The sequence below is a fragment of the Dietzia sp. Alg238-R159 genome (assembly GCF_900537145.1).
In the GTDB taxonomy this organism is placed as follows: domain Bacteria; phylum Actinomycetota; class Actinomycetes; order Mycobacteriales; family Mycobacteriaceae; genus Dietzia; species Dietzia kunjamensis.
This window is the reverse complement of record NZ_UNRI01000002.1, coordinates 602,097-619,488: the sequence shown is the minus strand read 5'-3', so window position 1 is coordinate 619,488 and position 17,392 is coordinate 602,097. Positions and strand designations below refer to the sequence as shown.

Genomic DNA, 17,392 nt, shown 5'->3' with positions numbered 1-17,392 from the left:
GTCGGCCGGTCACCGAGCATGCATGCCGACGTTGACCACATTGCCTGATGCGTCGCGGTAGAAGAACCGGACGACGCCCCACTTCTCTGATCTGAGCCGGTGCACGATCTGGAGACCTGCCGCCACGGTGCGGTCGTACGCGGTCTGAACGTCGTCCACGAAGATTGAGACGTCTGGGTTCTCCGGGGCTTGTGTCATCGGCGGTGATCAGACTCAGACCGTCAGATCGGGAACGATGCGTTCGATGTTCATGACAGTACCATCGCCCTCCGCGATTCGCCGCACAAGAGAACGGTGTGTGCCGGGGCTCGGTGGGATGCGGGTTTACCACGCGGAAACCGGGACATCGCACACCTCGGTCCGGATCCGATCACGCGGAACCGCCGCGCCTCAGGAGGGCTTCCATGACCCGCTACCGCTACTTCGCAGCCTCGACCCTCGATGGGTTCCTGGCCGACGATGAGCACTCCCTGGCCTGGCTTTTCTAGCACGATATCGACGAGAACGGGCCGGGCAGCACCGCGGCGTTCCTCGTCGATGTGGGAGCCCAGGTCATGGGCTCGTCCACGTATATGTGGGTGCTCGAGCACGACCGTGAGTGGCTGCCGGAGATCCCCACCTTCGTGTTCACCCACCGCAGTCTGGAGGCGGCGAACGAACATGTCTCCTTCGTCGCCGGGGACCCTGTGGATCATCGCGGAGCTCTTGAATCCGCGGCCGGCGGCCGCGATGTGTGGGTGATGGGGGGTGGTGGCATCGCGGCAGAATTCGCGGGGGCCGGGATGCTCGACGAGGTGGTGGTCTCGATCGCGCCCGTGACCCTCGGTTCAGGAAAGCCGCTGTTCGGCGGTGCCTTCGATCTCCAACTCACGGGGTGCGAGCGGAACCGTGACTTCGTGGTGGTCCGGTACGACGTCCAGGGGCCACTGACAAGCCCTTGAAATTGCGCGCGGTTCAGCCCAGCTGACGTGATGAACGCGCGAGCTGTGCCACGGGGTCGCCCGGGATCCGGATGACTGAACCCTGGCTACCTCACTGCCTCGGTGAGGGACGCGGCAGAAATCTCCTCGCGAACGATGCGAGCGCCCGCGCTGAGCGCGCTCAACTTCGCGAGCGCGATGTCCCGTGGGAAGGGCGCCATCCCGCAGTTCGTACTCGGCAGGAGTTTGTCCGCGTCGACGAACCCGAGTGCCCGCCGGAGAGTGGCGGCGACCTCGTGCGGGGTCTCGACGCGCTCGTCTGCCACGTCGATCGCCCCGAGCATGACCTTCTTGCCCCGGACTAGCTCGACGAGGTCAATCGGGACACGAGAGTTGTGGCACTCCAGCGAGATGATGTCGATGCTGGACTGCTGCAGTAGTGGAAACGACTCCTCGTACTGTCGCCATTCCGACCCGAGGGAGGCCTTCCAGTCGGTGTTGGCCTTGATCCCGTAGCCGTAGCAGATGTGTACCGCGGTCTCCGCGCGGAGTCCCTCGGCTGCTCGTTCCAGTGCCGCCACGCCCCAGTCCTTCATCTCGTCGAAGTAGACGTTGAACGCGGGCTCGTCGAACTGGATGATGTCGACCCCCGCGGCCTCGAGATCTCGGGCCTCCTGGTTGAGGATCGTCGCGAACTCCCACGCCAACTTCTCACGGCTCTTGTAGTGGCCGTCGTAGAGCGTGTCGATCATCGTCATGGGGCCGGGGAGCGCCCACTTGATCGGCTGATCGGTCTGCTGCCGGAGGAACCTCGCGTCGTCGACGAACACGGGCTTTGAGCGGCTCACGTCGCCGATTACTGTGGGCACGCTCGCGTCGTAGCGGTTGCGGATCCGGACGGTCTCGCGCCGATCGAAGTCGACGCCGTCGAGATGCTCGATGAAGGTCGTGACGAAGTGCTGACGGGTCTGCTCGCCGTCGCTGACGATGTCGATGCCGCGGTTGCTCTGTTCGTGGGCTGCGATACGCAGCGCGTCCTGTTTGCCCTCGCTCAGCTCGTCGCCCTGCAACCGCCAGGGCGACCAGAGGACTTCAGGCTGGGCGAGCCACGAGGGCTTGGGCAGGCTGCCGACGGTGGACGTGGGCAGGATCCGGTTCATGGTCGACTTTCCTCCGGTGGTCATCCGACGAGAACGGCGTGGCGGGCGGCCCACTGCTCGAGGAGTTCTCGGTGCGGCTTGATGAAGTGTTCTTCCGTGTACGCGCCCTGCTTCTTCGCGAGCTGACTGCGCTCGTCACGGTCGTAGACAATCGGGGTGCGCGAGTAGTCCTGTTGATCCAAGGACGGCCGGTAGACGTCAGTTGCGGCCGAGTGCGCGTTGTAGATCTCCGGCCGATAGATCTTCTGGAACGTCTCCATGACGCTGATCGTGCCGATGAGCTGCAGGTCCGAGTAGTCGTTGAGCAGTTCGCCGCGGAAATAGAACGCGAGCGGGGCGACCCCGCCGGGTGGCATGAAGTACCTGACCTGGAGCCCCATCTTGTGAAAGTACTCGTCGGTCAACGAGTAGTCGTTCTGCTGGTACTCGGCGCCGAGGACCGGGTGCTGGTAACCGGTCCGGTGGTAGGTCCTGCTCGTCGACACGCTGATGCAGATCACGGGATCCACCTCGAATCGTTCCCCGTACGCCGCGGAGTCGAGAAAGTGCTGAAACAGCTTTCCGTGCAGGACACCGAAGTCGCTGGGCACGGTGAACTCGGAGCTTCCTTCATTGACCGACGGCAGCCGAACGCTGAAGTCGTAGTCGCGGACGTAGGACGAGAAATTGTTGCCCACGATGCCCGGCAGGCGGTGCCCGGTCTGGTGATCGACGATCTGGATATCCAGTACCTCGATCAGGGGGAACCCGTGATCGGCATCGTCCGTATAGAACTGCAGGTCCGCGGAGACGATCTCGAGTTCGACCGAATAGCGGTCCCCGGTCGGGTTATCCCGGCGTGCGAGGTCGTTGAATCGGTGGTTGATCATCGACAGGGTTCGGCGGAGATTCTGCTGCCGATGCTCGCCGCGAGCCAGGTTCGCGAAGTTCGTGGTGGTCCGAGAGCTCTCCGACGGAGAGTAGTTCTCGTCGAAGCGGGTGGTGGTGATGCTGAACGTGAGTTCGTTCGACATGTACGTCCAATTCAGGGCTTGGTCGGCCGGGCTCGGCGCTGCGGAAATTCTGTATCCCCATCCTGCAGTCCCAGTTCAGGTATCGGGTAACTAACGTTTGCTATGGATCTCTATAGGCTGTAGCTATGCGCCGGGAATCCAGAGGTATCACACTCCAGCAGCTGCACTACTTCATCGAGGTCGCCGCGGAGGGCTCGATCACCGGCGCTGCGGAGTTGCTCTACGTCGCCCAGCCGACCATGTCCGCCGCGATGAAGGACCTCGAATCCAGGGTGGGGCGCACCCTGCTTGCCCGGTCCGCCCGGGGAGTGACGCTGACCGACGAGGGCGCGGAATTCCTCGGCTACGCCCGACAGGTCGTCGAACAGATGTCGCTGCTGGAGCAGCGCTACCTCGGCCAGCCACCCTCACGGCGGTTGCTCGGGGTATCCGCACAGCACTACTCGTTCGTCGTGGAGGCGTTCATCCGGATGGTCAGGTCCGGCGACGCGGAGCAGTACGAGTTCTCGCTCCGGGAGACCCGCACGTGGGACATCATCGAGGACGTCCGGACACTCCGCAGTGAGGTGGGAGTCCTCTACCGGAATGACTTCAACCGCAAGGTCATCGACAAGCTGTTGCGGGACTCCGGGCTGGTGTTCCACCCGCTGTTCACGGCGACCCCGCACGTGTTCATCTCCCGGCAGAACCCCCTGGCCACCAGGGACCACGTCACGCTCGAGGATCTCGCAGACCTTCCGCGGCTGACGTTCGACCAGGGCGCGAACAACTCGTTCTACTTCGCCGAGGAGATCCTCTCCACACTCTCCAGTGCCCGGGAGATCCGGGTGTCCGACCGTGCGACCATCTTCAACCTCATGATCGGGCTGGACGGCTACACGATCTCGACCGGCATCATCAGTGACGACCTGGATCCCGAGATCGTCGCCATCCCCCTCGAAGTGGACCAGAGCATCGAGATCGGATGGATCAGCCACTCCGGAATCCCGCTCACCGAACAGGCGCAGCGCTACCTGGCCGAGATGCGGGCCGTCGTGGCCGACTACGGAATCGACCTGCTCGACGCCCGTGAACGCCCGGGCGGGCCTAGTCGGAGTCGGGACGTCGGCGGTTCTCCTTGATGGCACCGCGCCGGCTCTTGGCTTCCAGTCGGCGGCGCTGCGAACCCCGGGTCGGGCGCGTCGGTCGACGGGGACCCGCCGGGGCAACGGCCTCACGAAGAAGCCCGGCGAGACGGACGCGGGCCGCGGCCCGGTTCCGCCGCTGGGAACGCTCCTCGGAGGCCGCGATCGTCAGTACCGTGTCGTCGAGCTGAGAGGCGAGATTGCGCAGCACCCGGGCCCGCTGCGTCTCTTCGAGTGCAGTGGTGGTGGCGAGATCGAGGCTGAGCTGGACCCGCGAATCTGTGGTGTTGACGCCCTGGCCGCCGGGGCCGGAGGAGCGGGAGAACTGCTCGACGAGCTCGACCGCCGGGATCCGGAGGCCGTGTGGTGCCCCGGGCCCCGGCGCGATGAGCAGATCGTCCATGGTGTCATTGTCCCCGCTCGTCCTCAGGCGCCTTTCGCCGCAGAGTCAGTCGACCTCCAGCTCGTACACGCCAGAGGTGTCAGTGAACAGTGCGGTGTCACCGGGGCGGGCAACGGCAAGGAAATCGGCGCCCCACCGGAACCGGTCGGTGAACGAGCACACGTCCCAGATCTCGTGGTTGGCCGCGTCGTCCATGTACTCCTCGGATTCCAGTCCGGTCACCGATTCGATGCTGTCCCCGACGAACGTCACCCACCGCGGCGGGTGCTGGGCGTGCAGCTTCGACAGGAACACGGGCAATCCGCTCGCTCCACCGGATGCCACGGTGCTCTCCCGGGTCACGTCGAGGAGGGCATCGACGGATCCGGCGGCGTCGACCAGCGCATCCCAGCCGTTGGTCGCCGCGAACCCGGCTTCGGCATCGGTGAGCAGGCGAAGGGTGCGCATGTGTCCGACGACTGTGCCGCCCTCGGTACGGACCTCGTCAAATGTCGAGCCCCAGCGCGATCCCGTCGCCATGATCGCGGAGATCCCGGTGCCGTTGAGAAACGGGCCGTCGTTGCGCCACGGCGCCTCGACGGGTGGCACGCGCCGGTGGGCGGCGATGTCGTCACAGACGATCTACAGGGCGACCTGCGCCGCCCCCTGCTGACCGTCGAGAACCTCGACGGCGAGTTCGACCCGCTCACCCGAGTCGGTCGGGAGTCTGGACACGCCGGCGGTCATCACGGTGATCGGTCCGTTCGCAGGACACTTCTCGATGACCCGGACAGCGCCCCCGATCAGCTCGGGATACATCGAGGGATCCACCCCGAACGCATCGAAGACGTGCATCGGGAAAGCCTCGTCGGCGGTCATGGGCACAGTCTGGCAAGCGACCTGAAGCCCTGCAAGGTGTCGAGACCGGTGCGCCGAGCCGGGACGCGTGAAAAGGGGTGCCGGCAGCTGCAGCCGTTCGGGTCGACGTGGCCGCCGGTGAAGTCGTCGTCGTCAAAAAACATCGCGGCCACGGATTCCGGGTCCGGCGACAGCTACCCCTGATGCTCGAGACGGGACCTGCGTCGAAGGGACTTGGGGGTCCTGCGGAGGAACACCGCGTCGGACTCATCGAAGGTCTCGGCCGTCCGCGGATCCGCCAGCGCCCACCCCAGGTACAGGTGCGGCATGATCGACGGCTTACGCCACACCCACACGCCGCGCATCGGCTCACCGAAGATCTCCACGCCACTGATCACATCGCGCTCGGCGAAGCTGTCGCCGAGGCGGATGGCCCTGTCGCGCTGCGAGGCCTCCAGAACCTCGTCGATCCACGCCGTCACCGCGGCGCGCTGGCGGCGCAACACCTCGGGCGGCACGATCGTCATGAACAGCGCCACATACACAAGCACCGGCCGCAGCCACCACGCCGGAAGGGAGGAGTAGTTCCTGCGGACCTCGGCTGCGGTCCCTGACGGAGGGAGATCGGCCAGCGATGGCACCCACAGATCGGCCAGATCGGGCCGGCGGCCGAGACGGTCGAATATGCCTCGCGGATCGCACGGCCAGGAAGACTTTACAGCCGTCGAAACAGCCTCTCCGCAAGGGGAGAAGCATTGTAGGGCCTTCGAAGTGGTTCGGCCCGGCGGCTCAGTGGGATTCGTCGTAGAGGGCCCGGGCTTCGAGGACGCTGGGGAGCTCGGACTCGATGATCGCCGTCAGTTGCTGGAGCGGATCGGCGACCCGGAGGCCGAGCGGGGCGAGTGCATAGGTGACGTGCGGCGGGATAGTGCTGTGCACCGTGCGGACGACCATGCCATCCCGTTCGAGGTCGCCCAGAGTCTGGGAGAGCATCCGGTCGCTGATGCCGTCGACGCGGCGCCGGACCTCACTGAAGCGCAGGGGCTCGTCGGCCAGCCGTAGCGCCACGATCGTGAGCGCGCCCCACCGGCCGGTGAGGTGCTGCAGGGCTCCCCGGGATGAGCAGCCCCGGGCGAACACGTCGGCCGGGAGGGGCTCGTGGGGCGCGTGGTCAGGGGAGGTCATACCCGCCATCATGGCATACGTAATTGCTAACAAATGGGTTGCGCTAATAGAAAGTTAGTGGCAAAGTGGGTGACGAATCACCAACCAACTAACCCAAGGAGTTCTTCCCATGCGTATCGCAGTAACCGGAGCAACCGGCCATCTCGGCGGTCTGGTCATCGACTCTCTGCTCGCCCGCGGCGTCGAAGCGTCCGACATCGTCGCCGTGGTCCGTGACGAAGCAAAGGCGGAGCCCCTTGCCGCGAAGGGCCTGAAGCTCGGCGTCGCCTCCTATGAGGACGAGGCGGCACTCACCGAGGCGCTCGAGGGCGTCGATCGACTCGTCCTGGTATCGGGTAGTGAGGTGGGCCAGCGCCTCGCGCAGCACACCAACATCATCAATGCCGCCAAGGCCGCCGGGGTCTCGCTGATCGCCTACACCAGCCTGCTCAACCTCGACACCTCCGAGCTGGGCCTGGCCCCCGAGCATCGTGGCACCGAGAAGCTGCTCGCCGACAGTGGAATCGACCACGTCCTGCTCCGCAACGGCTGGTACTGGGAGAACTACGCGTCCGCGCTCGACTCGGGACGAGCGGTCGGAAAATTCTTCGGCGCTGCCGGCGATGCGAAGGTCTCAGGCGCGGCCCGTCGCGACTACGCGGAGGCCGCTGCGGTGGTGGTGACCACCGACGGGCACGTCGGCAAGGTGTATGAGCTCGCCGGAGCGCCGGCTGTGACCTACCCGGAGATCGCTGCCGCGGTGGGCACCGTGATCGGAGCCGATGTCCAGTACGTCAACCAGGCGGTCGGGGAGTACGGGGAGACCCTCAAGGGCTTCGGTCTGCCCGCCGAGGTCGCGGAGATGTTCGCCGGGATGGACCCGGTGATCGCCGGTGGCGCCCTCTACTCGGACAGCACCGACCTGCAGGACCTCATCGGGCGCCCGTCGACCTCCGTGGCGGAGGCTCTCTCGCAGGGATGACGTCCTCGACGTAGTGCCGCGATGGGTCGGTGGCCCGCGTGGTTCCCCGCTCCACTGATGCTGACGAACGATGACGGCCCCGCTTCCTCCATGGGAAGCGGGGCTGTTCTGCTGGTAGTTGCCGCAGGCGAGGTGGCGTGCGGGGAAGTCGCGCGGCCCACCGTGCAGCGCAATCGTCCTCTGTAACGTGCTGGGGGAGCAGCAGTCGGTTCGCGGCGACACCGGCGTGACAGAGATCGGCGGAAGCAGATGGCGTCCCAGCATCAGTGGAGTTCAGCGTTCGAATGGAACCCGCCGGCGACCCCCGCTGAGATCGCGCTGGCGGAAGACGAGCACGGAAGGCCACTACCCGCGGCCTACGTCGCACTGGTGACAGTGCACAACGGTGGATTCACCCCGAGCAGCCTGAGCATCCTCGAGGTGGAGGAGATCGTCCAGCGAAACGCGGACTATGAAGTGTCGGAGTACATGCCCGGATACCTCATGATCGGCGACGACGGAGGCGGTACGGCAATCCTGCTCAACGAGGGGGACGGGCGCATCTAAGAAGTCGACATGGGGGTCATGGACGAGAGTGAGGCGACGCTGAGTGCGCACTCGCTCGACGAACTCCTGGAGTTCGGCACGGGTCTTGCCGATCGGGGTCCCCGGGCCAGCTGACCTACCGGGATTCGGCTGGGTGCGGGTCAACGACTAGCGTCCAGGGAAGGTGGCGTCCAGAGCTGGTGACGAGAACCGGCGCCACCGCACACAGGAGGACTGAGTCATGAGTTTTTCCGTCTACCTCGCCGGTGAGATCCACACCGACTGGCGCGAGGAGATCAGGCGCGGTGCCGAAGCCGCCGGTCTGGATGTGGTGTTCACCGCCCCCGTCACCGACCATCCGGCCAGCGACGCCGCCGGGGACCATCTGGGGGAGACCGGGAACCAGTTCTGGCGCGACCACCAGTCGGCCAAGGTGAACTCCATCCGCACACGAACCCTGATCGAGCAGGCGGACATGGTGGTGGTCCGTTTCGGGGACAAGTACAAGCAGTGGAACGCCGCCTTTGACGCGGGCCACTGCGCGGCGCTCGGCAAGCCTTACGTGACTCTCCACGATGCCGACATCATCCACCCGCTCAAGGAGGTCGACGCCGAGGCACAGGCGTGGTGTACGACCACCGATCAGGTGGTGGAGACGCTGCAGTACATCCTCAAGCCCTGACCGGGCGGTGCTCCCCGTGCAGCCCGGCCGCGAAGACGGTGCAGTCGTGACGGGTCCTCCGGCGCCTGCCGGGAGCCCGCGACGTCCTTCCCCTATGGGCGGCGCTCGCCCGCGGCGCGAGGATCTGGCCCGGTTCGCCACCGATGACCCGGACGCGATGGACGATGTGCTGCCCGTCGCGCCGGCGCGTCTCCGACTGCTCATCGTGGGAATCAACCCCGGATTGTGGACCGCTGCGGTCAACGCGCCGTTCGCCCGCCCGGGGAACCGCTTCTGGCCCTCACTCCACCGTGCAGGTCTGACCGATGAGCTCGTGGACGCCTCCGCAGGACTCTCGGCCCCGGACGAACGTCAGCTCACCTCGCGAGGGATCGGGGTGACCAACCTCGTCGGTCGTGCCACCGCCAGGGCCGATGAACTCTCCCGCGATGAGCTCCGCGCCGGAGGGGAACGATTGATCTCGCGGGTCCGCGACCTGAGGCCCGGTCTCGTGGCGATCGTGGGGATCACCGCCTACCGGGCGGCCTTCGTGCAGCCGCGGGCGACCACGGGCCCACAGGATGCGTCTGCGATTCGAGGCTGGCCGGCCGGTGTGGCGCTCTGGGTGGTGCCCCAGCCGAGCGGATTGAACGCGCACGAGACCGTCGATTCGCTGGCCGGGTACTGGCAAGAGGTCTGGCGTGTCGTTGAGGGCACGGGTGGTGATCACGGCACCGATGCCCGAGGCATGACGCTGTGAGTCGAGGGTGGCCGGATATCTGTTCACCGGCCGTAAGCACCAGATCCGCGTGCATCTCCAGCACGCCGGGCACCCGATCGCCGGTGACGACCGATACGGGGATCCCCGCTTCAACACTGTCGTGGCCTCTCGCGGCCGCACGCGGCCTCCATCTGCACGCCGCGACGATGCTGATCCCGCTGCCGGACGGGACGGACCTGATCGTGTCTGCTCCGATGCCGGGTACCTGGGATCGGCTGCTCACCCGCGGTCTCTAGCCTTCGGGGTCTCGGGGAGGTCCCGAGGATCAGCAGGGGTCGATGTGTTCCGCCGTGATGGTGAGCAGCCGCGCATTGCCTCCGCGGGCCGCCTTGTCGCGGCACACGGCCACGGTGTCGTGTCCGTGGTCGGTGAAGATGGGATAGACACGGGCGCCGTCCAGGCTGCCGCGCAGCGAGGGGCACCGGCCCGGCATGGCGAACTCGGCACCCGGGTGACGGTCCACGAGCGCGGCGATGCCCTCCTGGGGACCGGATGACTCCACGTACGAGTCGAGGATGAGGATCCCCCTGCCGTCACACGGCGGAACGGAGGCGGTGACCAGAGCGCCCGAGGCCGTGCGGACCCCGCTGACCATACCGCTGGCACCCATGTAGCCCGATGGATGTCCGCTGGCGGCGGTCGTGGAGGACGACGATGTGGTGCCGGATCCGGAGTCGGGATGATTGGAGTAGTCCCGCTCCGCGAGCACCGTGCCCGCCGTAGTGATGGCCCGGCCCGGGCCGCTGATGGTGAACGAGTTGCCGCCGGAACTGCACTCCAGGGTGGCGGCGTCCGGCTTGGCGCACCGCAGGTCGCCGAACTCCACGGACTGACCGGTCTCGAGCCGGGCGGACACCGGCGGCACTCCCTCGACAAACGTATAGCGCAGTCCTGCCGGGCCGAGTTCCATAGCGCCGGGACGGCCCGGGAAATACTCGGTGAGATCCGGAGCCTCCGCCCCCGGCACACCGGTGCAGGTCACCGCCCCGCCCCCGGACACGCACAGGCCCACGTACTGACCGCCGGTGGAGCACTTCCACACATACGTTCCCGCATGGTGCTGCGAGGCGAGAGAGGAGGGATCGATACTGGTCAGCGCGTCGGGGACGGCGGCGGGGGAGGACGCCGTGACCGTGATGGTCTCCGTGGCGGAGGAGGATGACCCCTCGGCCTGTTCCGACGCGTCCTGTCCGACCTGCCCGGACGAACACCCCGCCACTAGCAGGAGCGCGCCCGACACCACCAAGGCTCTCGAATTCCGACACACCTTTCACACAGCTGACCGGGGAGCCGCTCCGCACCTCGGGAGGCAGGACCGAACTGCACTATCGCACAGCCCTGCGACACTCCGGCCCGGCTCCCGACCCTCCCGACGACAAGGGCAGCGACTGTTAGCCTGACCAGGCACTTTCCGAATCGTCGAGGAGGACACCCGTGGAACTGAGCATGGACAAGGGCGACCAGTTCGTCGAGCAGACGCAGTCACCGGAGGGAGCGGCCGCCTGGAAGCAGCAGTTGGACGAGTTCGCGCCGGGTGCCTCCGACTGGGTGGTGGGCGCGGTGTTCGGCGGCACCTACCAGCGGCCGGGGATCGAGTTGCGCGACCGTCAGATGCTCACCATGGCGGCCCTCGCGGCGATGGGCGGCACCGAGCCCCAGTTGACCGGGCACATCCGGACCGCGGTCGAGGTGGCCGGCATGACCAAGGAAGAGGTCGCCGAGTGTTTCGTGCACCTCATGCCGTACATCGGCGTGCCCAAGACCCTGGCTGCGATGCGGTGTCTGAGCTCGGCGTTCGGCGAGTGACATGAGCTGAGTCGTCGTCGTAGTCCTCGTCCCACGACACACCGCGCCCCCGTCGGATCACTCCGGCGGGGGCGCGGTGGGGTGGTGCGGGTTCAGCGGGAGATCAGGCGAAGGCGCTGTCGAGGTGGTCGTTGAGCGTCTTGCTCGGACGCATCGCAGCCTTCAGCTTCTCGGTGTCGGGCTGGTAGTAGCCGCCGAGATCGACCGAGTGGCCCTGGACAACCGTCAGCTCCTCGAGGATTCTGTCCTTGTCGGCGTCCAGCTTCTCGGCGAGCGGGGCGAACCGCGCTGCGAGCTCGGCGTCCTCGGTCTGCGCCGCCAGCTCCTGCGCCCAGTACAACGCCAGCCAGAACTGGCTGCCCCGGTTGTCGAGCTCGCCGGTCACGCGCGAGGGCGACTTGCCGTTCTCCAGCAGCTTGCCGGTCGCGGTGTCCAGCGCTTGGGCGAGGATGGTGGCCTTCGGGTTGTCGTACTTGCGACCGAGGTCGTCGAGGCTCGCACCGATCGCGAGGAACTCCCCGAGCGAATCCCAGCGCAAGTGGTTCTCCTCCACCAGCTGCTGGACGTGCTTCGGCGCGGAACCGCCGGCACCCGTCTCGTAGAGCCCACCGCCGGCCATGAGCGGCACGATCGAGAGCATCTTGGCACTGGTGCCCAGCTCGAGGATCGGGAACAGATCCGTGAGGTAGTCGCGCAGGATATTGCCGGTCACCGAGATGGTGTCCAGGCCGCGCCACGCGCGCTCGAGGGTGTAGCGCATGGCGCGCACCTGCGACATGATCTGGATGTCCAGGCCCTCGGTGTCGTGATCCTGGAGGTACTTGTTGACCAGCGTGATCAGGTTGTTCTCGTGCGGCCGGTACGGGTCGAGCCAGAAGACGGCGGGCATGCCGGAGGCGCGGGCACGGTCCACGGCGAGCTTGACCCAGTCACGGATCGGCGCGTCGTTGACAGTGCACATGCGCCAGATGTCGCCGGCCTCGACCTCCTGAGAGACCAGGACCTCACCGGTCGCGGCGTCGACGATGTTGGCCACGCCGCCGGTCTCGACCTCGAAGGTCTTGTCGTGGCTGCCGTACTCCTCGGCCTTCTGCGCCATGAGTCCGACGTTCGGCACGGTGCCCATGGTGGTGGGGTCGAACGCGCCGTTGGTCTTGCAGAAGTTGATGATCTCCTGGTAGATCCGCGCGAAGGTGGATTCCGGGATGACCGCCTTGGTGTCCTTCTTGCGGCCGTCGGCGCCGTACATCTTGCCGCCGATGCGGATCATCGCGGGCATGGAAGCGTCGACGATCACATCCGAGGGGGAGTGGAAGTTGGAGATGCCGCGGGCCGAGTCGACCATCGCGAGCTCCGGCCGCTGCTCGTGGCAGCGGTGCAGCTCCTCGATGATCTCTTCCTTCTTGGCCGAGGGCAGGGTGTCGATCTTTGCGTACAGGTCGCCCATGCCGTTGTTGACGTTGATGCCGAGCTCATCGAACAGCTCGCCGTACTTTTCGAAGGCGTCCTTGTAGAACACGCGGACGGCGTGCCCGAACACGATCGGGTGGCTCACCTTCATCATGGTGGCCTTGACGTGCAGAGAGAACATGACGCCGGTCTCCTTGGCGTCATTGAGTTGTTCCTCGTAGAACTCCAGCAGAGCCTTCTTGCTCATGAACATGGAGTCCACGACGGTGCCCTTCTGCAGCGGCACGGTCTTGAGGACCTCGGTCTTCCCGTCGGGCGTCACGACCTCCATGCGGGCATCGCAGTCACGGTCGAGGATGATCGACTTCTCGCCGGCGTAGAAGTCGCCGTGGGTCATGTGCGCGACGTGGGTCTGCGAGGCCATGGACCACTTGCCCATGGAGTGCGGGTTGGCCTTGGCGTACTCCTTGACGGCCTTCGGGGCACGACGGTCGGAGTTGCCCTGGCGTAGGACCGGGTTGACCGCACTTCCGAGGATGCCGGAGTACCGCTTGGCGGTCTCCTTCTCCTCGTCGGTCTGCGGGTCCCACGGGAAGTCGGGAATGTCGTAACCCTGCGACTGCAGCTCTGCGATCGCCTTGGTGAGCTGCGGGACGGAGGCGCTGATGTTGGGCAGCTTGATGATGTTGGTGTCCGGGTCCTGAGTCAGACGACCGAGCTCGGCAAGGTTGTCCTGCACCTTCTGCTCGTCGGTGAGTCGCTCGGGGAACGCTCCGAGGATGCGCGCGGCCACCGAGATGTCACTGGTCTCGACGGCGATACCGGCGGGCTCGGCAAAAGTGCGGAGGACCGGGAGGAACGCCTCGGTCGCGAGTCGCGGGGCCTCATCGGTGAGGGTGTAAATGATCTTCTGGGGACCTTGGGTCATGGATGTCGACTCTTCTCGTTTCGGGCTGATCGTGTTCTTGTGGAACTGCGCCATCTGGCCGCCCACCATCATCCCCCAGGTCGGACCGACGGTGTCGGAGCCCGGGCGGGCCGATGGGCGCCCCGTTCCGCGCGTACGGACCGGGAGTCGGGGACGGCCTCCCCTGCAGTGTGGTCCAACTCGCGCTCGCTCGCCGGGTTTCCCGACGTCGCTCACCCCGGTCGGGCCCGTTCTAGGCCGGGCCCGGAGTGCTGTCCACGGCCGTCGCCCGCCGGCCGGCGGACCATGCGGCCCACAGTCGGTGGTAGATCCCGCCGTGAGCGACCAGGTCGTCGTGGGTGCCGCGCTCGACGATCCGTCCGGAGTCCATCACGAGGATGATGTCCGCGCGAGAGGCCTGATCGAGCCGGTGGGCGATCACGAGGGAGGACCTGTCGCGGATGACCTCGTCGGCTGCGCGCTCCAACGCCTCCGCGCCCGCCGAGCCGGCCTCGGCCGTGGCCTCGTCCATGACGATGACGGCCGGATCGAGCAGGAGGACGCGGGCCAGGGCCAGCTGCTGCGCGGCGACCGGATCCAGCTGGAGCCCGCGCGCCCCGACGATCGTGTCGAGCCCCTCCGGCAGGCGCTCGAACCACGCGGAGGCGTTGACCCGGCGCAGCGCGTCGAGCAGCTCGTCGTCGGTGGCCTTGGGCCGGGCCAGGGTGAGGTCGTGGCGCAGGGTCCCCGAGAACACGTGGACCTCCTGGCTGACGGTGGCCAGACGAGCGATGCGCTCCCGATCGGACAGCGATGACACCGGGTAACCGTCGACGAGCACCTCGCCGGCATCCGGCATCAGGAGGCCCGCCAGCAGAGCGGCGACCGTAGTCTTGCCGGCGCCCGACGCACCGACGATCGCGACGGTCCGACCCGGTTCGATGGAGAAGCTGATGTCGCGCACCGCCCACGAGTCGCCGTAGCTGAAGCTCACATCGCGCAGGTCGACCCGGCCCTGCGGCGGCTCGACACCGCTGTCGGGCACCGGTACGGGCGGGTCCACGACCACGCCGACGATCCGGGACAGCGACGCGTAGCCCGACTGGACCACGTCCAGGATGCGCATGAAGGTCATGAGCGGACCCCGCAGGCGGATGATCATGAGCACCGCCCCGGTCACCGCGCCCACGGTGAGGGAGCCGGTGGCGACGAGGCGGTAGCCCACCGTGAGAGCGATCGCGAGCATGAGGAACTCGCCCACCAGCATCCAGACGTTGAGCACGAGCATCGTCGTGCGCGCTCGGATGCCCTTGCGCACCACGTCCCAGGAGGCGTTGCCGATCCGGGTGTGCATCCGGTCTTCGAGCGAGAAGGCGCGTACGGTCGCCCGGCCACGGATGGCCTCGAGGACCCGTCGCGCCCGCTCGGCCATTGCCGCGCGCTCCGCGGCGTAGCGGTCCGGGGCCTTGGCGAGGTAACGACGCGCGGCGAGGTAGTAGACGGGCGCGACGACGAGGGGGACGACGAGGAACTGCCAGTCCAGGGCGAACAGCGCGATCACTGTCGCCACGACCGTCAGGGCCGAGGTGGACAGCGTCGGGACGGTCTCGGTGACCGCCGAGGACAGTTCGGCCACGTCATCGGTGGACCGGCTGACGAGGTCGCCGGAGCCCGCGTCCTCCACCCGGTGGGTGGGCAGTCCGAGTGCGGTGCCGACCATGTCCTGCCGCAGGTTGGCGATCACCCGCTCGGACAGCCGGGCCACCAGGTAGAAGCCGGATGCGCTGAGCGCCGCGCCGCCGACCGCCGCCGCCAACAGCAGTCCGCCGATCTGCCACAGCGACCCCCCGCGTTCACCGGTGACCAGGTCCACGATCCGACCCATCAGCTGGGGGATGAGCACACCCGCGGTCGCCCCGAGGCTCAGCAGGATCAACGCCAGCGCCAGCCACCGCCCGGCGTGGCGGACCCGGGAGAGCTGCCTGGCCACCTCGCGACGGACCTGGCCCGCGGAGGCGACCGGAAACCTCAGGGCGGTGTCGGTCTTCAGGGGTGGTGTCGAACTCGTCGTCGTCATCCCTCGGCCCCCACGAGCAGACCCTCCGCGGTCTCGCGCAGTCGCCGTGCGGTCAGCCGCGCGTCCGCGACGGCGTTCCACGCCGGGGCCGGGCTGAAGACGATCGTGGTCTTCCCGATCCGCTCACGGGCGATGTTGTCCGCGAGGTTCTGTTCGGTCACCGAGTCCACAGCGGTGGTGGGGTCCTGCAGTACGAGTACCTCCGGGGCGAGCGCGACGGCACGCGCGAGGGCGACGCGCTGCCGCTGACCGCCCGAGAGCATCCGCCCGCTCTCACCGACCCGCTTGTCGGGGCCGTCGGGGATGTCGTCGCAGCAGGCGACCCGCAGGGCGTGTTCCGCCGCCGCGCGATCGGGGTGGACGTTGTCCGCCACGCTGCCGTCGAACAGGTCGGCGGCGTGGGGCACGACCGCCACCCGCGTGCGGGGCAGTGACTCGAGGAGGCGGATCAGCTCGGCGTCGGTGCCGTCGACGACCGTCAGGCCTGACGGAAGGGCGCGGATGAACCGCTCCGTGGTGGCGGCGTCGGCCTCCGAGATACGCTCGAAATCCGCGCCGAGCACCTCGCGTATCCGTCGGCCGGACGCCTCCGCCGACGCCCAGCGGGAGGCGATGTTGCGGCCGAACATGGTCATGGGGACCACGAGGAACTGGGTGAGGCCGACCACCGTGATCAGCTCGCCGATGGTGACGTGCCCGGCGAGCGCCAACGCGCCCGCCGCGATCCCGAGCGTGGACACGAAGACGGCTCCGGTCGCCTCGGTGGCGCCGTTGAGCCGTGCCTCGGCGGCGTCGGCGTGAACGGTCTTGCGGTAGGCGTCGTCCGACACCTCGTCGTAGCGCCTCCGGACGGTGACGATGGCGCCCAGGCCCTTGAGGATCCGCAGCCCCTGCACCACGTCGGTCGCGGTGGCCGCGGCCTGGGCGATCGCCTGCTGACGCGCCACCGACCGGCGCTGCAGCGGCCGCGCCACCCGAAGCGCCACGATGACCAACACCGGGCCGCCGACCAGGGTGGCCAGGCTCAGCCACGGGTTGATCGTGAACATCATCGCCGCGCCGTACGTGATGGCCGCCGCCTCGGCGACGGGCATCACGGTCATCATGACGATGTCCCCGACGCGCGTGGTGTCCGACGAGGCGATGGACAGCAGGCCGCCTGCGGTGCGTTCCCGGCCCGCGAACCCGCGCGGGTCCTGGATGCGGTCGGTGACCGCGGTGCGCAGGTCGTGGCTGACGAGTTGCTGACTGCGGACCAACATGAAGCGTGCGGTCCAGTTGGCGACCATCGCCACCAGGAACACGCAGGCGAGCACGCCGATCCATAACCAGAGCCGGTTCAGACGGCCGGTGGCGATCGCGTCGTCGACTGCACGGCCCACGACGACGGGGGTGAGCCCGTTGCAGAGAAATCCCACGGCCATGCCGCCGGAGGCGATGAAGCTCCACGGACGCTGGGACAACGCCACTTTGAGGGTCCACCGCGGTGAGTCGACGGCGGGCAGCTTCGACCGGCGGCCCCCGGGCCCGGGAAGCGCCGAGTAGTCGACGATGCTGCCCGTTCCCGGGGTCTGCGAGTTGTCGGGCACGAGGGTCGATGGTAGCGGCGGGACGCCGGGTTC

At 67.4% G+C, this 17,392-nt stretch carries 19 protein-coding genes and 1 pseudogene; 8 read left to right on the top strand and 12 right to left on the bottom strand.

Going from position 1 to position 17,392, the window contains the following annotated elements:
* Positions 1 to 9 precede the first annotated feature (9 nt).
* On the bottom strand, positions 10 to 198 hold the full coding sequence (locus tag G6R20_RS07650) for a VOC family protein (RefSeq protein ID WP_143337675.1): 189 nt from the start codon (positions 196 to 198) through the stop codon (positions 10 to 12).
* A gap of 356 nt (positions 199 to 554) precedes the next feature.
* On the opposite strand from G6R20_RS07650, the gene G6R20_RS07645 reads away from it, so the two are divergent.
* Positions 555 to 941: a dihydrofolate reductase family protein gene (locus G6R20_RS07645; protein WP_342358168.1), complete on the top strand. Its 387-nt coding sequence runs from the start codon at positions 555 to 557 to the stop codon at positions 939 to 941.
* An 86-nt stretch (positions 942 to 1,027) separates the two neighbouring features.
* Here the strand turns inward: G6R20_RS07645 and G6R20_RS07640 are convergent, their stop codons facing one another.
* The gene (locus tag G6R20_RS07640) at positions 1,028 to 2,080 is read right to left on the bottom strand and encodes a methionine synthase (protein ID WP_067715552.1); all 1,053 of its coding nucleotides are present in this window, start codon (positions 2,078 to 2,080) and stop codon (positions 1,028 to 1,030) included.
* 20 nt (positions 2,081 to 2,100) lie between these two features.
* Positions 2,101 to 3,093 carry a putative oxygenase MesX gene (locus G6R20_RS07635; protein WP_119191746.1) on the bottom strand — a complete coding sequence of 331 codons (993 nt, stop codon included), beginning with the start codon at positions 3,091 to 3,093 and terminating at the stop codon, positions 2,101 to 2,103.
* Positions 3,094 to 3,218: 125 nt separating this feature from the next.
* On the opposite strand from G6R20_RS07635, the gene G6R20_RS07630 reads away from it, so the two are divergent.
* Positions 3,219 to 4,214 (top strand): LysR family transcriptional regulator, encoded by a 996-nt coding sequence (locus G6R20_RS07630; protein WP_096905197.1) that lies wholly within the window; start codon positions 3,219 to 3,221, stop codon positions 4,212 to 4,214.
* Here G6R20_RS07630 and arfB read toward each other — a convergent pair.
* From arfB to G6R20_RS07610, 5 genes are all read right to left on the bottom strand, one after another.
* The gene (gene arfB, locus G6R20_RS07625) at positions 4,180 to 4,620 is read right to left on the bottom strand and encodes an alternative ribosome rescue aminoacyl-tRNA hydrolase ArfB (protein ID WP_119191747.1); all 441 of its coding nucleotides are present in this window, start codon (positions 4,618 to 4,620) and stop codon (positions 4,180 to 4,182) included. The two genes, G6R20_RS07630 and arfB, sit on opposite strands and share 35 nt — an antisense overlap.
* Positions 4,621 to 4,665: 45 nt before the next feature.
* The gene (locus G6R20_RS07620; RefSeq protein WP_200841553.1) at positions 4,666 to 5,208 is read right to left on the bottom strand and encodes a hypothetical protein; all 543 of its coding nucleotides are present in this window, start codon (positions 5,206 to 5,208) and stop codon (positions 4,666 to 4,668) included.
* A 33-nt stretch (positions 5,209 to 5,241) separates the two neighbouring features.
* A complete protein-coding gene (locus G6R20_RS18465) occupies positions 5,242 to 5,478 on the bottom strand; it encodes a hypothetical protein (protein WP_200841554.1) in 237 nt (78 codons plus the stop codon).
* Positions 5,479 to 5,651: 173 nt separating this feature from the next.
* Positions 5,652 to 6,008, bottom strand: coding sequence for a hypothetical protein (locus tag G6R20_RS07615; RefSeq protein ID WP_159148180.1), 357 nt, complete (start codon positions 6,006 to 6,008; stop codon positions 5,652 to 5,654).
* Positions 6,009 to 6,246: 238 nt separating this feature from the next.
* Positions 6,247 to 6,642, bottom strand: coding sequence for a helix-turn-helix domain-containing protein (locus tag G6R20_RS07610; RefSeq protein ID WP_067719208.1), 396 nt, complete (start codon positions 6,640 to 6,642; stop codon positions 6,247 to 6,249).
* Between the two features lie 109 nt (positions 6,643 to 6,751).
* Between G6R20_RS07610 and G6R20_RS07605 the strand changes: the two genes are divergently transcribed.
* The 5 genes and pseudogenes from G6R20_RS07605 to G6R20_RS19110 all read left to right on the top strand — a co-directional run.
* Positions 6,752 to 7,603, top strand: coding sequence for an SDR family oxidoreductase (locus G6R20_RS07605; protein WP_067719211.1), 852 nt, complete (start codon positions 6,752 to 6,754; stop codon positions 7,601 to 7,603).
* A 249-nt stretch (positions 7,604 to 7,852) separates the two neighbouring features.
* Entirely contained in the window at positions 7,853 to 8,149 is a 297-nt protein-coding gene (locus G6R20_RS07600; protein ID WP_067719213.1) for an SMI1/KNR4 family protein, read from the top strand.
* Between the two features lie 220 nt (positions 8,150 to 8,369).
* On the top strand, positions 8,370 to 8,810 hold the full coding sequence (locus G6R20_RS07595) for a YtoQ family protein (protein ID WP_067718552.1): 441 nt from the start codon (positions 8,370 to 8,372) through the stop codon (positions 8,808 to 8,810).
* A gap of 94 nt (positions 8,811 to 8,904) precedes the next feature.
* Positions 8,905 to 9,549 (top strand): mismatch-specific DNA-glycosylase, encoded by a 645-nt coding sequence (locus G6R20_RS07590; RefSeq protein ID WP_119191749.1) that lies wholly within the window; start codon positions 8,905 to 8,907, stop codon positions 9,547 to 9,549.
* Positions 9,550 to 9,568: 19 nt separating this feature from the next.
* Positions 9,569 to 9,806, top strand: a pseudogene (locus G6R20_RS19110) (23S rRNA pseudouridine(955/2504/2580) synthase); the annotation flags it as partial.
* A 29-nt stretch (positions 9,807 to 9,835) separates the two neighbouring features.
* Here G6R20_RS19110 and G6R20_RS07585 read toward each other — a convergent pair.
* Positions 9,836 to 10,810 carry a hypothetical protein gene (locus tag G6R20_RS07585; RefSeq protein WP_163375977.1) on the bottom strand — a complete coding sequence of 325 codons (975 nt, stop codon included), beginning with the start codon at positions 10,808 to 10,810 and terminating at the stop codon, positions 9,836 to 9,838.
* A 194-nt stretch (positions 10,811 to 11,004) separates the two neighbouring features.
* Between G6R20_RS07585 and G6R20_RS07580 the strand changes: the two genes are divergently transcribed.
* On the top strand, positions 11,005 to 11,376 hold the full coding sequence (locus tag G6R20_RS07580) for a carboxymuconolactone decarboxylase family protein (protein WP_067718544.1): 372 nt from the start codon (positions 11,005 to 11,007) through the stop codon (positions 11,374 to 11,376).
* A gap of 103 nt (positions 11,377 to 11,479) precedes the next feature.
* On the opposite strand, the gene G6R20_RS07575 is transcribed toward G6R20_RS07580, so the two are convergent.
* The 3 genes from G6R20_RS07575 to G6R20_RS07565 form a co-directional block, all read right to left on the bottom strand.
* The gene (locus G6R20_RS07575; RefSeq protein WP_067718640.1) at positions 11,480 to 13,714 is read right to left on the bottom strand and encodes an NADP-dependent isocitrate dehydrogenase; all 2,235 of its coding nucleotides are present in this window, start codon (positions 13,712 to 13,714) and stop codon (positions 11,480 to 11,482) included.
* Positions 13,715 to 13,946: 232 nt separating this feature from the next.
* Positions 13,947 to 15,770: an ABC transporter ATP-binding protein gene (locus G6R20_RS07570; protein WP_240341319.1), complete on the bottom strand. Its 1,824-nt coding sequence runs from the start codon at positions 15,768 to 15,770 to the stop codon at positions 13,947 to 13,949.
* On the bottom strand, positions 15,767 to 17,359 hold the full coding sequence (locus tag G6R20_RS07565; RefSeq protein ID WP_096905204.1) for an ABC transporter ATP-binding protein: 1,593 nt from the start codon (positions 17,357 to 17,359) through the stop codon (positions 15,767 to 15,769). The genes G6R20_RS07570 and G6R20_RS07565 overlap by 4 nt, the downstream gene beginning before the upstream one ends.
* Positions 17,360 to 17,392: the final 33 nt, after the last annotated feature.